At 29.9% G+C, this 15711-nt stretch carries 13 protein-coding genes, 3 tRNA genes, 1 riboswitch and 1 other annotated feature; of the genes, 5 read left to right on the top strand and 11 right to left on the bottom strand.

Translation table 11 applies throughout. The annotated features are described in order from the left end of the window. Positions 1-5: 5 nt before the first annotated feature. From C7U55_RS04795 to C7U55_RS04780, 4 genes are all read right to left on the bottom strand, one after another. Positions 6-506: a hypothetical protein gene (locus C7U55_RS04795; protein ID WP_162297408.1), complete on the bottom strand. Its 501-nt coding sequence runs from the start codon at positions 504-506 to the stop codon at positions 6-8. A 292-nt stretch (positions 507-798) separates the two neighbouring features. Continuing rightward, positions 799-3195 carry a leucine--tRNA ligase gene (gene leuS, locus C7U55_RS04790; protein WP_106987579.1) on the bottom strand — a complete coding sequence of 799 codons (2397 nt, stop codon included), beginning with the start codon at positions 3193-3195 and terminating at the stop codon, positions 799-801. Between the two features lie 35 nt (positions 3196-3230). Further along, positions 3231-3441, bottom strand: a binding site (T-box leader). Positions 3442-3508: 67 nt separating this feature from the next. Then, on the bottom strand, positions 3509-5332 hold the full coding sequence (locus C7U55_RS04785) for an ATP-binding cassette domain-containing protein (RefSeq protein ID WP_106987578.1): 1824 nt from the start codon (positions 5330-5332) through the stop codon (positions 3509-3511). Position 5333: 1 nt separating this feature from the next. Beyond that, positions 5334-7085 carry an ABC transporter ATP-binding protein/permease gene (locus C7U55_RS04780; RefSeq protein ID WP_106987577.1) on the bottom strand — a complete coding sequence of 584 codons (1752 nt, stop codon included), beginning with the start codon at positions 7083-7085 and terminating at the stop codon, positions 5334-5336. Between the two features lie 38 nt (positions 7086-7123). Here C7U55_RS04780 and C7U55_RS04775 point away from each other — a divergent pair, with 38 nt between their 5' ends. Continuing rightward, positions 7124-8071, top strand: coding sequence for a TIGR01212 family radical SAM protein (locus C7U55_RS04775; protein ID WP_106987576.1), 948 nt, complete (start codon positions 7124-7126; stop codon positions 8069-8071). Between the two features lie 472 nt (positions 8072-8543). Here C7U55_RS04775 and C7U55_RS13760 read toward each other — a convergent pair whose 3' ends face one another. The 4 genes from C7U55_RS13760 to C7U55_RS04755 all read right to left on the bottom strand — a co-directional run bounded on the left by C7U55_RS13760 (position 8544) and on the right by C7U55_RS04755 (position 12113). Continuing rightward, positions 8544-9524, bottom strand: a complete 981-nt coding sequence (locus tag C7U55_RS13760) for a peptidoglycan recognition protein family protein (protein WP_106987575.1) — start codon at positions 9522-9524, stop codon at positions 8544-8546. Between the two features lie 158 nt (positions 9525-9682). After that, the gene (gene hpf, locus C7U55_RS04765; RefSeq protein ID WP_106987574.1) at positions 9683-10213 is read right to left on the bottom strand and encodes a ribosome hibernation-promoting factor, HPF/YfiA family; all 531 of its coding nucleotides are present in this window, start codon (positions 10211-10213) and stop codon (positions 9683-9685) included. A 123-nt stretch (positions 10214-10336) separates the two neighbouring features. Continuing rightward, positions 10337-11479: a methionine adenosyltransferase gene (gene metK / locus C7U55_RS04760; protein ID WP_106987573.1), complete on the bottom strand. Its 1143-nt coding sequence runs from the start codon at positions 11477-11479 to the stop codon at positions 10337-10339. A 65-nt stretch (positions 11480-11544) separates the two neighbouring features. Continuing rightward, positions 11545-11644, bottom strand: a riboswitch (SAM riboswitch). 229 nt (positions 11645-11873) lie between these two features. Beyond that, positions 11874-12113, bottom strand: coding sequence for a NifU family protein (locus C7U55_RS04755; protein WP_106987572.1), 240 nt, complete (start codon positions 12111-12113; stop codon positions 11874-11876). Positions 12114-12245: 132 nt separating this feature from the next. On the opposite strand from C7U55_RS04755, the gene C7U55_RS04750 reads away from it, so the two are divergent. From C7U55_RS04750 to C7U55_RS04735, 4 genes are all read left to right on the top strand, one after another. Then, positions 12246-12623, top strand: coding sequence for a S1 RNA-binding domain-containing protein (locus C7U55_RS04750; RefSeq protein WP_106987571.1), 378 nt, complete (start codon positions 12246-12248; stop codon positions 12621-12623). Next, positions 12624-13904 carry a glucose-6-phosphate isomerase gene (locus C7U55_RS04745; protein WP_106987570.1) on the top strand — a complete coding sequence of 427 codons (1281 nt, stop codon included), beginning with the start codon at positions 12624-12626 and terminating at the stop codon, positions 13902-13904. It begins immediately after the preceding gene. 62 nt (positions 13905-13966) lie between these two features. Beyond that, entirely contained in the window at positions 13967-14605 is a 639-nt protein-coding gene (locus C7U55_RS04740; RefSeq protein ID WP_106987569.1) for a sporulation protein YunB, read from the top strand. Continuing rightward, the gene (locus tag C7U55_RS04735; protein WP_106987568.1) at positions 14590-15378 is read left to right on the top strand and encodes a hypothetical protein; all 789 of its coding nucleotides are present in this window, start codon (positions 14590-14592) and stop codon (positions 15376-15378) included. Before C7U55_RS04740 ends, C7U55_RS04735 begins: the two co-directional genes overlap by 16 nt. A gap of 35 nt (positions 15379-15413) precedes the next feature. On the opposite strand, the gene C7U55_RS04730 is transcribed toward C7U55_RS04735, so the two are convergent. From C7U55_RS04730 to C7U55_RS04720, 3 genes are all read right to left on the bottom strand, one after another. Further along, a tRNA-Gly gene (locus tag C7U55_RS04730) sits at positions 15414-15487 on the bottom strand. A gap of 6 nt (positions 15488-15493) precedes the next feature. Further along, positions 15494-15582 (bottom strand) — tRNA-Leu (locus C7U55_RS04725). A 13-nt stretch (positions 15583-15595) separates the two neighbouring features. Then, positions 15596-15671, bottom strand: a tRNA-Lys gene (locus tag C7U55_RS04720). Between the last annotated feature and the right edge of the window lie 40 nt (positions 15672-15711).

Below are 15711 nucleotides of genomic sequence, written 5' to 3'. Positions count from 1 at the left end.
AATAATTAATCAATATTTTCTTCATCTTTACCACCAAATTCCGTACTAAACCAACAAATATAATTATCTAATATATCCTCATTAAATTTATTTCCTGCACTTTTCCTATCTAATTGATAATCAATCAAAGAATGTATTGTCATTGTAAAAGAGATAGCTGCCTGATCAATATCTTTTACAAATATTTTTTGATGAACTTGTAATGCATAAAAAAGATTTTTAGTTGCTAAAAGCATTTTTTCTGTTTCCTCACACATAATTTGAGCAGCCATACAATTTGTAGAACGTGTTGAATAAATGATTTTATAAAATGAAAACAGATCACTTTGTGTACTCATCTTACAATAATTATGAACCGCTAATTTTAAAACTTTTTCTAGACTTTTATCTTTGACAAGTTTTCCATAATCAAGATCTGTTATTTTTAGTTTTTCTTTTGCTTGTGTTCTTAAATAATCATACATTGCCTTTACAATTTCATCCTTCGAACGGAAATGATTATACAATGATGGTTTCCTTATTCCTAATTACATCGCTATTTGTGACATTGAAACATTGTCTATTCCATTTTTAGACGCTAACATAAGTGTCGCTTGAATAATTTCTTCTTTCCTCTCCATATCCATTCACTTCCTTTTGTTAGTTATATTACTACCTATCGTTAGTTTAGTTAATATTAAAAGAACTCTTGCAGACTAATCAAAATATATGCAAATAAAAAAGTAGAGACACTTTTTTCAAAAAGCTTGATTTTTCAAGGCTTTTGAGACGTATCTCTACTTAAACATTTGTAATATTTTATTTAACGACAATGTTTACAATTTTATTTTTAACCACAATTACTTTAACGATATTTTTACCGTCAGTATGTGCTTTAACGTTTTCTTGTTGGAATGCTAATTCTTTAACAGCTTCATCATCTGCATCTTTAGCAACTTCAATTTTAGCTCTTAATTTACCATTAACTTGAATACCCATTTGTACAGTATCACTTACTAACATTTTTTCATCGTAAGTTGGCCATGGTTCATAAGCAATTGAATCATTGTGTCCTAATTGTTGCCACATTTCTTCACAAATATGAGGTGCAATACATGAAAGCATTTTAATAAAGTTTTCAGCATATTCTTTATAGATATGTTCTGTTTTATAACATTCATTAATGAAAATCATCATTTGTGAAATAGCTGTATTGAAACCTAATTTTTCAAAATCATCAGTTACTTTTTTAACAGTTTGATGATAAACACGATCCAAACTATGATCATTTTCATTAGATAATTTTCCTGTTTCAATCATTAAACGATAAACACGGTCTAACCATTTACGAGAACCATCTAATCCATTTGTTGACCAAGGAAGAGATGCTTCAAGTGGTCCCATAAACATTTCATATAAACGAAGTGAATCAGCACCATGACTTGCTACGATATCATCAGGATTAACAACGTTACCTCTAGATTTAGACATTTTTTCGTTGTTGTCTCCTAAAATCATACCTTGATGTACTAAACGTTGCCATGGCTCTTTACATTTAACAACACCACAATCATAAAGAACTTTATGCCAGAAACGAGAATATAATAAGTGTAATACCGCATGTTCTGCTCCACCTACATATAAATCAACTGGTAACCATTTATCTAATAATTTTGGATCACAAATTTGTTCACTATTATGTGGATCAATATAACGAATATAATACCAACATGATCCAGCCCATTGAGGCATTGTATTTGTTTCACGACGCCCTTTTTGTCCATCGATTTCTACTTCTAACCAATCTTCACAGTTAGCAAGTGGTGATTCACCACTATCATGAGGTTGGAAGTTTTTAGTTGCAGGTAATTCTAATGGAAGTTCTTCCACAGGAACTGTACGCATTGTACCATCTTCCATATGAACGATAGGAATTGGTTCACCCCAATAGCGTTGTCTTGAAAATAACCAATCTCTTAATTTATAAGATACTTTCTTTTGTCCACAATGATGTTCTTGTAACCAATCAACCATTTTATCAATAGCTTCTTGTTTCCCAAGACCATTTAACCATTCAGAATTGATATGAACACCATCTTCTGTATAAGCAGCTTCTTCGATATTTCCACCTTCTAATACTGGAATGATTTCAATACCGAATTTTTTAGCAAATTCATAGTCACGATCATCATGAGCTGGAACAGCCATGATAGCTCCTGTACCATAACTTGCAAGTACATAATCAGAAATCCAAATCGGAATTTTTTTACCATTTACAGGATTGATTGCATAAGCTCCAGTGAAGATACCTGTTTTATCTTTATTAAGTTCTGTTCTTTCTAAGTCAGATTTACTTGCACAGCTTTCTTTATAAGCTTCAACAGCTGCTTTTTGTGCTTCAGTTGTAATTTCTTCAACATATGGATGTTCTGGTGCCATAACACAGTATGTTGCACCAAATAATGTATCACAACGTGTTGTAAAAACTGTAAATACTTTATTTGTTCCATCAATTTTGAAATCAACATTTGCCCCGATAGATTTACCAATCCAGTTACGTTGCATTTGTTTTGTAGCTTCTGGCCAATCTAAGTCATCTAAATCAGCTAATAATCTTTCTGCATATTCAGTGATTTTTAAAACCCATTGACGCATTGGTTTACGAATAACAGGATATCCTCCACGTTCACTCTTACCATCAATAACTTCTTCATTTGCAAGAACAGCTTTTAATTCTGGACACCAGTTAACTGGAATTTCATCAATATATGCTAATCCTTGATCATATAATTTTGTAAAAATCCATTGTGTCCATTTATAATATTCTGGATCACTTGTCGCAATTTCACGATCCCAATCATAAGAAAAACCTAATGATTTAATTTGTTTTCTAAAAACATCGATATTTTTCTTTGTGAATTCTGCAGGATGATGACCTGTTTGAATCGCAAATTGTTCAGCAGGTAATCCAAATGAATCAAATCCCATTGGATGTAATACATTGTATCCTTGCATTCTTTTCATTCTTGATACGATATCTGTTGCAGTATATCCTTCAGGATGTCCTACATGTAAACCATTTCCAGATGGATATGGGAACATATCCATACAGTAATATTTAGGTTTTGAATCATCATAACAATCTGTTTTAAATGTTTTGTTTTCGTCCCAATATTTTTGCCATTTTGGCTCTATTTTTGTGTGATCGAACGGCATAATTTTTCCTCCTTAAATATAAAAAAGCGTCCTTATCTAAGGACGCCAATTTTAACGCGATACCACCTTAGTTCTAGAAATAAACACTTCTAGCACCTCAAAACTTTAACGCAGTTCTACGATATTTTTTACTTTATTCAAAAATACATCTCCTAGGCGAGTTCACAAATGCTATAATCAGTTTCCACCAACCACTGACTCTCTAAATATAGGGGATTTGCTAATACTCCTATTCATTGATTTTGCCTTTTTATTATACCACATAGTAACTTATATGCAATAAAAAACTTTTCTTATCCTTTTAAAACTTTTCTTATCCTTTTAAAGCTTCTATAATCTCTATTTCCTTCACTTTTTTAATCGGAACCATACTGCAAAGTAGAGTAAAAATAAGTACCACAATAAACATAACACCCATCATTTCATAGGACACTATAAAAAAATTATCCATCAAATTTGAGATACTTTCTTTAATAAGAGTGTTTGCTAAAACAAATAATTGATTTAAAACAAGAAACGCTTCGAAAAAAGCAACACCTGAAATAATCAAACCTTGAAATAAAGCAATAAAACATACTTGTTTAAGTGAAGCACCTAAGGTTTGTAAGATTGCAAAATACTTTTTTCTTTTAATCACCATTAAATACAAAACAAAACCTAATAAAAAACAAGCTGTAATAATTGATAATGAACTAAAACCAAGAAAGATAATTTCTATCTGTTTAAATTTTTTATCTATTGTTGAAGAAAGCGAACTATTTGCAAGTTTAAATTGATAAATTGGATATTTCTCTTTTAAAATCTTCATTGCTTTTTTATTTTTTACTTGTAAAAAGGCTGTATGTCCTTGTTCTAACTGATAGAGTTCTTGTAAATAATGATTAAACGCAAACTCTTTTAAATAAAGAGTTTCCATAACAGTCTCCTTTTCTTCAATTCCAACTATTTTTACAGGATAAGATTTTACTTCATTTTGATAGTCAAAAAAGAGATAAACTTCTTGATTCATCAAACTCTTTTGTTTCGTTAAATAAATCAGCTGTTCATAAGTTGATCTTGCAAGAATAATTTCTTGATCATTTCCAATCTCTTTCCCCTGTATTTTATATTTTGGTTTTTGAATATAATCAGAAATATAAAGTGTTTTATTCGTTTGATATTTTTTTAATGGAGAAATGCCTAAAAATTCAACATCATCATTTTGTAAAAAACGATACGTAATCTCTTTATGATGAATATTTTGTAAATCCTTTTGTGTTAACATCTCATTATTTTTCTTTTTCAACATAATTGTTGTAGATGGAATGATCTTTTCAAGCTGTGCTTGAATTTGTTTATTTGTTGAATTTGTAAGAGAAAGTGTCAACATAATACTTAAAAGTGCAATAAATAAAACTTGTATGACAATAAAATGACTTTTCCAGCAAAGTTTAAAATCTTTTAATAAAAATTGAAAAAAAGATTTCTTTGTTGTTTTTTCTTTCGCTGTGATTGTTTCCTTTATTTTATTTTGATGAACCAAATGAATCTGTTGATTCTTGATTTCATAAAGGTAATCGTGATATTTAGAGGCAAGTTTTTCATCATGACTAATAACGATCACCAGTTTTTCTTTTGCCAATTCTTTTAAAGTCTTAAACACTTCTTCACTATTTTTTACATCTAAAGCCCCTGTTGGTTCATCACATAAAACAACTGGGTGATTAGCTATAAATCCTCGATAAATGGCAATACGTTGTTTTTGTCCACCAGAAAGTAATTTTGTTTTATAAGATTGAAGATTTTTTAATTTTAATTGTGAAAGTAAAATCTCTTTTTTAGCTGAAAATATTCTTTTAAAATAAGATATTAACGTTTCATTTTCTTTAACACTCATCTCTTCAATCAAATGAAACTGTTGAAAAATAAATCCTACATATTTTTGAATATAACGAGGAATTGTTTGAATGTCCCTGCCATCCATCTCTATTATTCCTTGATAATTAGAATCTAGACCCCCTATCATATTTAAAAGGGTTGACTTTCCACAACCACTTTGCCCAGTAATAACATAAAGTCCCTTTTCTTTAAAAGACAAACATACATCTTTTAATATAACGCGTTCATAAGCTTTGGTTAAATGCTTGATTTCTAGCATACTATTCCTCCCTTAAACATTCATACATCTTTATTTTTTTCATTTTTATAAACATAAAAAGACTTAACAAAATACCTTGCACACCATAACAGCAAAGATAGAAAACATATACAAAATAGGAATACTTGCCTATTTTTGGTAAAATAAATAGTTTGGATATTCCAAATATTATTTTAGAAATATCAAAATAATTAATTGTGTGTAAAAAGCAAAAAGAAAAAAAGCATGAAAAAACGCCAATAGTCATCATTGTCAATGTTACTTTTTTTAAAATAAACAAATTTAAATGTTTATTTTGGTAACCATTTGCAAGCATCAAAGCATAAATTTTTTGATTTTCATAAAACATGGATAAAACAAGATACCCCATTAATACTAATGAAATTAAAAAGCTTAAAAGAATAAAAATAGAACTGATTTTAGTAAATAAATCAATCAATTCAAAATAGCTTCGATATTCCTCATAAACAAGACACGTTCCTTGATATTTCATTGGTAAATGACTTATGTAATTTTCTAAAAAATCTTTGTTTTTTACATAAATCAAGCATGTTGATAAATCAACACATTGTATTGCTAGTTCATCAGGTAAAGAAGAAAAACTATAATAAATAATAGGTTCTTGATATGTATCATGAAGAACTCCTTTAACAGTTAATTCATAACTTTGCTGATTAAGAATATAGGCAATTTTTGTTTTCTTATATTTTTCTATAAAAGTGTTATTGACATACACTTCATTTTGATTGAGTTTTTTATTTATAGAAAAAGATTGAAAGTTTTTTAGTCCTTCAATCTTTCCCATATCCAAACGATATAAATAGTTTCCTTTTAATTGTTTTATCTCTTTTTCTTTAAAAGGATTTTGATCTTTCTTTTGAATCATTACTAAATTATTATTCAATGTTTTTGTATACTGTTTTTGATAATAAATTTGAAAACCATTTAGACCACTTATAATCAAAGTAATCGCTAAAATCATATAGAGTTGTGAAACAAACATCATCATTGCTTTTTTTTGATCCTTCATCATCATTTTTATCATTTCCTTCAACAAACTTCCGCACTTTCTTTTTTTCGTTTCATAACGCAAGTAAAGCTGATAATTCCAATGATAATGATGTTTTAAACAATTAAAATCAAGAACATACGAGCTATATTTAAGACTCTCTTGATCATGTGATACGATAATGACTAAATGTTTTCGACTGATCTTCTTTAGAATCTCATAAACTTTCTTTCGATTATCACTATCTAGTGCTCCTGTGGGTTCATCACACAAAATAAGGGCGCTTGAACATAGAAGTGCCCTCATTAAAGCGACGCGTTGTTTTTGTCCACCTGATAAGTCTTTGATTTTTTGATTATCCATTCCTTGTAATTCAAAAATCTCACTTAAATATTGATACTTTTCCAAGTCTACTTTGATTCCTTTTAAATGACAATAAAACAAACAATTTTCTTTCACTGTCAAATAATCAATTAATTGATAATTTTGATAAACAAAACTTATATTTTGTTGACGATAATACTTTATCTCTTTAATATTTTTTTGATTAAATAAAATTTCTCCTTCATATTCTTGATCTATTCCTGCAATCAATTGTAAAAGTGTTGATTTCCCACACCCACTTTCACCTGTAATAACAACAAGACCTTGTTTAGGAAAAGTAATGGATAAATCTTCAAATAAAATATTTTCTCCTTCTATTGTCTTAAATTTCTTTGTAACATTTTTTAACTCTAATCCCATTTTCTTCCTCCTTATGTTATAATTGCTTCGGTGATAAAATGAATCAATTCAAATACTCTTTAGATAACAAACGTTATCATACTTATAACTACTATTTAAAAAATAAATACCATCAAAAAGTTGCTAAAGTTGCATTAAACGCAGACTTTACCTGTCCTAATCGTGATGGTTCAAAAGGCTATGGTGGCTGCATTTTCTGTAGTTCCTCAGGATCTGGTGATTACGCTGGAAATGTCCATGATCATTTAGAAAAACAATTCCAAACCATTTCACAAATCATGAAAAGAAAATGGCCCGAATGTGCTTATATTGCCTATTTTCAAGCAAATACAAACACTTATGGACCATTAGATAAAATCAAAAATATGATTCAACCTTTTTTAGAAAAAGAAGATATTAAAGGAATTGCCCTTGCCACACGTCCTGATTGTCTAAATGAAGAAATCGTTTGCTACTTAAGTGAAGTTAATCAAACAAAAGATGTTTATATTGAACTTGGCTTACAAACCATTCACGATGAAACAAGTAAACTGATTAATCGAGGTCATACCTACCAAGAATTTCTTGATGGTTTATCTCTATGTCGTCAATATAATTTAGAAGTGTGTGTCCATATCATCAACGGTCTTCCCTTCGAAACAAAAGAAATGATGATTGAAACAGCTAAAACACTTGGTCAACTCGATATTCAAGCTTTAAAAATTCATATGCTTTTTGTAGTGAAAAACACAAAGCTCCAACAAATGTATGAAAATCATGAATTTGAGATGCTTACTCGTCAAGAATACATTGATATCGTTGTTGAACAACTTCGCTATATTAATCCTGAAATCGTTCTTGAAAGACTAACAGGTGATGGTAAAATCGATGATTTAATTGCGCCAATGTGGTCAATTAAAAAAGTTACGATTTTAAATGATATTGATAAACAAATGAAAGAACGTGATATTTATCAAGGAGATCTTTATAAAAAAACAGTCCAATAAAAATGGACTATTTTTTATATAACCTCTATTACTATTATATACCTCTTTTTGCGTATTTTTGTCTCAAATTTGTTTCAAATTTCTTAAAAAATTGATTTTATTTTACATAAGCCTTTATAAGCTTAATTATTTCTTTATTTTTCATAGATTCCATGGAACGAAGATTGAAAAGCTGTTTTAATCTTGTCGTTTTTCTTTAAAACAAATATTTCTTTTACCCTTTTTCTAACAATATATCCTGATTAGATCAATTTATTCATTGACTGTTTTACTGTAATTCGCAAAACATCAAATTCTTCCAATAATTTTAATTCAAGCGAAAGAAGCATCTCTATTGGATAATATCCTGTTTTAATTCTATTTTAAAGCTAACTCCTTAATGGTTTATCCTCTAAATTATTTGTAAGTTTCATAATACCACCCACTTGCTTTATCACTATATAAAATTCCTTGAATAATCATAATCTTCTTTTTAAGCATCTATTAATTTTAAAATCGTCTTTCTACCTACAATTCCATCCACTTTCAATCCTCGATCTTTTTGAAATTGTTTCACAGCTTTTTCTAAACCTGATCCAAAAATTCCAGGGTACTCAACACCATGAACCTCATAACCACGACACATTAAAGCAATTTCTGCTGCCGTTACTAAATATTGTTTGTCATTTTTCTTTACATAATGTTTTCCCAAGGATGCTTTACTCTTTTTACCAAAAATACCATCTACGGATAATTTTTTTCCATAATCAAGATTTATCGCTTTTTGAAAACAATGCCTCATATTTTTTAAAGTATTCTTTCCACAAATCCCATCAATAGTAATAGAATGATTCGTAAAATTTATTGATTGTTGTTGTCCACGTGCAATTACGCTATCTTTATTTGGATTTATTGCTGATTTAGGAATAGTTGAAGATTTTTCTAGATTTTCCATTGTAGTATTAACAATATTGTTTTTAAATTTTTGCCAGATTGCAGCATCTAATAGTCCATTACAATTTGGACATAATTTTCCATTAACATCAAAGTGTCGATAAACGCGATCAATACTAATGTTGTATTTTTTCATTAATAATCGTGAAAAAGCATAAACATTTTCTAAAGTTTGATTAGTGATTTCTACCTTCCCATCTTTTTTTGTATCACACATTTCAATAGAAATAGAATTCGTATTTGTAATTACTTGATACATTGGATGATGATTTGATTGACACTTACCTCCAACACTATAAGCAACATAATCATCTGGAACACTGCATGTCACAGAATCATCATCTATGAAATAATGAGCTGATGCTTTAACAATTCTTCTTGCAAAATAGCTCCCATTAGCCTCATCACTATCACCATCATTACTTGTATAATGAATAATTAAATATTTAATTTTCAAAGTATCTCTTTTCCCACCGTAATTTGCACGGTTTGCGAGATGTTTTTTGATTACATATGCCATAAAAAGCACCTCCTTTTTATGTATATGCTCATAAATATTTTTTGTTTTAAAATAAAAATCACCTACCCATTTAGATAAGTGATTTTCTTAATATTATTTTTTGGGAGTAAAATAGGAGTAACATATCCTCAAAACCCTCTTTGTTAAGCCAAATGGCACTATTCAGTTTCGATTAATCCATAATCGCCATCATTACGACGGTAAACAATACTAATAGCATCTGTTTCAGTATCACGATATACGAAGAATGAATGTCCAATTAATTCCATTTGCATAATTGCTTCTTCCATATCCATTGGTTTTGGAGTAATTGTTTTTGTTTTTACCAATACGTCTTCTTCTTCGTCATCTAGTGGTTCAATTGATGCTAAATTGAATGCAAGTTTATTATCTTTTGACTTTCTGTTTAATCTTGTTTTATACTTTCTAATTTGACCTTCTAGTTTATCAATCACTAAATCAATTGCATTGTATAAATCTTGATCCACAACTTCAGCTCTTAAAAGTACATATTCAGTAGGAATTGTCACTTCAATTTTTTGTCCGTAAGGATAAGTTCTTACAAGCACTTTGGCTTCTACATTTTCACTGACAATGAAGTATTTATCTAATTTTGATAATTTTTCACCAACTTTTTCTTCAATTGCTTCTGTGATTTCAATGTTCTTTCCTCTTAATGTAATTTTCATAATTAATTCCTCCTTTTGATACCTTTATTATACTATAAACTTTCTTAAATTCCTACTTTAATATAACTTTTTATCTCTTGAAAAAATATTAAAAATAAAAAAAGCTCAATTCATGAGCCTTTTTTACATATATTTTTTTAAATTTTCAACCTTATCTAACTGTTCCCAAGGTAAATTTGCTTCTGGTCTACCAAAATGCCCATAAGAAGCTGTCTTTTTATAAATTGGTGTTCTTAAATTTAATGTATGAATAATTCCTGCAGGTGTTAAATCAAATTCTTGTTTGATTGCTTCAAGAATAACATCATGAGGTACTTTTTCAGTTCCTTTTGTATCAATATAAATAGATGTTGGTTCTTTTACACCAATAGCATAAGATAATTGGATTTCAAGTTCATCACACATATCAGCCGCAACAACGTTTTTAGCAATATAACGTGCCATGTAAGCAGCCGAACGGTCTACTTTAGTTGGATCTTTTCCAGAGAAAGCTCCCCCACCATGACGTGCATATCCACCATATGTATCAACAATAATTTTTCTTCCGGTAAGTCCAGTATCTCCATGAGGACCACCAATAACAAAACGTCCTGTTGGATTGATTAAAACACGATAATCTGTATTCATATCATATTTTTTTACAACGGCATCCATAATATTTTCTTTAACGAATTTTTTAAATTCTTCTTCATTAAAATCATCGTCATGTTGAATAGACATTAAAATTGTATCAATCACTGGTTTTTCGTCCGTATAATCAATTGTCACTTGTGCTTTCATATCAGGTCTCGCCCATTTAAAAGTTCCTTCATGTCTTAAAGTTGAAGCATAACGAACTAAATGATGAGCAATAGAAATAGCAAGAGGCATATACCCTTCTGTTTCTTTTGTAGCATAACCAAACATAATTCCTTGATCTCCAGCACCACCAACTTCTTCATTTGTTCCAAGAGCAATATCACTTGATTGACTATCCATGACAACTTCGATTTTGCATGTTTTATAATCCATACCTTTAGCTTCATCATCATAACCAATTTCTTTTAAAACATTTCTTGCAACAGTTTCATAATCCACTTTCGCATTTGTAGTAATTTCTCCACCAATTACGACTAAATTTGTTGTTGCAAAACATTCACAAGCAACACGTGAATTAGGATCTTGTTTAAAACATTCATCAAGAATTGCATCACTGATTTGATCACAAACTTTATCAGGATGTCCTTCTGATACTGATTCTGACGTAAATAAAATTCTTTCTTTCATTTTTTCTTCCTCCTTCATTTATCAAATAAAAAAGCTTCCTAAAGAGAAAGCCGTTAGGAAGCTTTCTCTTATTGTTCAAGAATAAACTTGCTCAGTAAAGGCACCTTCTAACATATAGGGTTGCCACCACTTCATCGATCTTCATCTCATGGTTCTTAATAAGAGTCCTTTTTATTTTTATTGATATTCTTCTTTTTTTAATGATGTCATTTTTTCTATGAGTTCATCTTCTAAACCAAGATCTTTCAAAATATGAGCAATCTTGATTTGATTTTTCTTTTTTTCATCCAATTTCATCACCTAAAATAAGTGTGACTTGTAAAAAGAAATTTATAATGAATCCAACGACTAAAACATAATATTACAAACTCTCTATAAATGCAAGAAATTTGTACTATAATGCTGATGAAATATTTTGTACTTCTAAAACACCTGGAACTTCTTCCATTAAAATTTGTTCAACACCATCTTTTAAAGTGTCATCAATCATGGTACATCCTGCACAAGCACCAAGCATTCTTACATAAACGATTCCATCTTTAAAATCAACGTATTCAATATCTCCACCATCTCTTTGAAGGTAAGGTCTTAATTTATGAATGACATTTTTGATTTGTTCTTCCATATTTTCCATTTTCGCAAACTCCTTTTTTATAACTTTGATCTTATTTCATATAAATCCCACCATATTTTATATTTTTTCCTTATTAAATACAACACATATGATTAAATTGTGCTATAATAGTGCCGCAAGGAGTGAAATCAAGTGACAAAACTTATCAAACGAGGGGATATCATTGATGTTAAAATAACCGGTATTCAACCTTACGGTGCTTTTGCTCTTTTACCTGATAGTTCTACAGGATTGATTCATATCTCAGAAATATCAGATAAATTTGTTAAAAGTATTGCCAGTTATGTTCATATTAATGATATTGTTAAAGTAAAAGTCATTGATTTTGATCATTCTAGCAATCACGCCAAATTAAGCTTGAAAGCTGTTGACAATCGTTTTCGAAGGAAAGACAAAAAACTCGTCTATAAAAACCCGCGAAAACCAATTGTAGAAACACCTAAAGGTTTTTCACCTTTAGCTCAAGCAATGGAAGAATGGTTAAAACAAGGTGTAATGGAGGAAAACTAAATGATCACATTAGATTTATCAAAAGCAAAATTAGCTGAAGATTTAGGATCATACAAAGAAAAAGTAGCAGAAATTCATGATATGATTCAAAACAAAACAGGTGCTGGTAACGATTTCCTTGGATGGGTTGAATTACCAGAAAATTTTGACAAAGAAGAAGTTCAATTAATGAAAGAAACAGCTGCTAAATTAAGAGAAAAAGTAGACGTATTATTAGTATGCGGTATCGGGGGATCTTATTTAGGAGCACGTGCTGCTATTGAAGCAATCAACGGTTTATATTCTGATGACAAAGTTGAAATCATCTATGTTGGTAATACTTTCTCATCAACTTATATTAATCAAGTTGCTAAATACATTGAAGGTAAAGATTTCGCTATCAATGTTATTTCTAAATCAGGAACAACTACTGAAACTTCTATTTCTTTTAGAATTTTCAAAGAAATGTGTGAAAAGAAATATGGTAAAGAAGGTGCTCGTGAAAGAATCGTAGCAACTACCGATAGAGAAAAAGGTGCACTTAAAAAATTAGCAACTGATGAAGGTTATGTAACATTCGTTGTCCCTGATGATATTGGTGGACGTTATTCAGTATTAACTGCTGTAGGTTTATTTCCTATCGCTATGGCTGGTATCGACATTGATGAAATGTTAAAAGGTGCTAAAGATGCGATGGTTAAATATAATGATTCAAACATTGAAACAAACGATGCTTATCGTTATGGTGTTGCAAGACAATTATTAAATAAAGCTGGATATTCAGCAGAAATGTTTGTAACTTATGAATTACAATTAAACAATGTTGCTGAATGGTGGAAACAATTATACGGTGAATCTGAAGGTAAAGAAAATAAAGGTATTTTACCTCACAGCGCTGTATTCTCAACTGATTTACATTCATTAGGACAATTTATCCAAGAAGGTTCTAAAGTTTTATATGAAACAATCTTCGAAGTTAAAAATCCTCAAGAAGATATGATTATTCCAAGTGATCCAGATGATTTAGATGGATTAAATTACTTAGCTGGTAAATCTGTTGATTATGTCAACAAAAAAGCATGCGAAGGTACTATTGATGCTCACGTTAATACTGGTAACGTACCAAACATCATCATTTCATTAGATAAAATGGATGCTTACGGATTTGGTTACATGGTTTATTTCTTCGAAATGTCATGTGCTATGTCAGTTTACTTCTTAGGAGTAAACCCATTCAACCAACCTGGTGTTGAAGTTTACAAGAAAAACATGTTCAAATTATTAGGTAAACCCGGTTATTAAGATTGAAGAAAGTAGATTTGTTCTACTTTCTTTTTTTTTACATAATTTATAATGGTGATATTATGAAAAGAGGAAAATATATTTTTATAATAATACTTATACTTTTTCTCACAATTTACTTTTTTTCATCTCGTATCACCCCTCAAATTGAAAATATCGCCCACAAAGAAATCAATCAATTTATGCAAATACTCATCAATCATACTTCATTTACTCAAAAAATAGAGACGAAAAAGCTTTATAAAAAAGAAAATAATACCATTAGTTTTCAAATGAGTTATATTAATGATCTCGCCACAAACTATATCAATAATCTTGAAGAAACCCTTTTAAAGCTGGAAGATGGCACCTATAAAAAGAAAGACACCTCTCCCTATAATAAAAAACTTCTTCATATCAGTAAACAACAAGGCATCATTGCTCGCGTACCTCTTGGTTCTCTTACTAATAATATTTTTTTACAAAATGTTGGTCCAAGTCTTTCTATTAAATATAAAACACTTTCTTTGACATCGTCAAATATTAATAAAAAGATAAAAAATTATGGCATTAATCATCTTGCAATCTCCATTGATTTAAATATAACCATTACTTTACAAGTTCTAGTTCCTTTATATCATGACCATTTTAAAGAAAATTATACCATTCCTCTAGTTTATGAAATAATTGAAGGTGAGGTGCCCTCATGGTATCAAAATTAAATATCTTACAAAATTATTATCATATTCCTTTAGAAGACCAATTTACTTTTACTTATGACTCTCATAAATATTATCTTACAAATAAGCCCTTTCCCTTCTATTTTCAAAAATACATTTCTTTACTTCAAATCAATCCCTTTAAAATCATTGATAATATTTACCAACAAAAGCAATCTCAAGGGTTTATTCTTTATCAATTACTAAACATTCCAACCGATATCCAAAAAATCATTTCTATCTCTCTTATTCCTCTAGAAGCCAAAACAATAAACATTATAAAAAAAGAATGGATTCAATATTACGAATCCATTCTAATCTATACGTCCTTAAATTCTTTAGAATACCAAATCATCTATTATACCCTTTTTACCCTTTGTCAGCTATCTATTGAACTTTTAAATCATTATTTTTCTTCTTCTACAACAATACCTTGTAGTTTGCAACATCAAACAATTCAATCCCTTGAAGATATCTACAAGATAGAAAATATTATTTTAGATCTTACTGTACACGATCTCTTGAATCTTTATCTAAATGATTTTATTACTCTTCAACAATTAGAACATATTTTTAATGAAAACAACCTCACTTCAAAAGAATTACAATTACTTTTATGTTATGCCATTTTCCCAAAAACATGTTTATTCTATTACCACAAAGATAATTTAATTCAAAAAAGAAAAAGATTAATGAAATATAATAAAAAACTAAGCTCACTCATCCTTCTCCTTCAAAAATATATTCAAATCCCTTTATTTAACTGGATAAAATAAAACACACTCAATAAGTAAGTGTGTCAGCTCCATCATGGAGCGGGTGATGGGAATCGAACCCACGTAGTCAGCTTGGAAGGCTGAAGTTCTACCATTGAACTACACCCGCATTGAATGGTGCCCAGGGCCGGAGTCGAACCGGCACGGATTTTAAGGTCCGCAGGATTTTAAGTCCTGTGCGTCTACCAATTTCGCCACCTGGGCTTATTCAGTTAAATGGTGACCCGCAGGCGACTCGAACGCCTGACCCTCTGATTAAAAGTCAGATGCTCTACCAACTGAGCTAGCGGGTCATACCTTTTATGGCTGGGGTAGCTGGATTCGAACCAGCGC

It is taken from the genome of Faecalibacillus faecis, from assembly GCF_003024675.1.
Classification (GTDB): domain Bacteria; phylum Bacillota_I; class Bacilli_A; order Erysipelotrichales; family Coprobacillaceae; genus Faecalibacillus; species Faecalibacillus faecis.
Note: the sequence above shows the minus strand (reverse complement) of the source record. Positions and strands in the feature narration are given on the sequence as shown.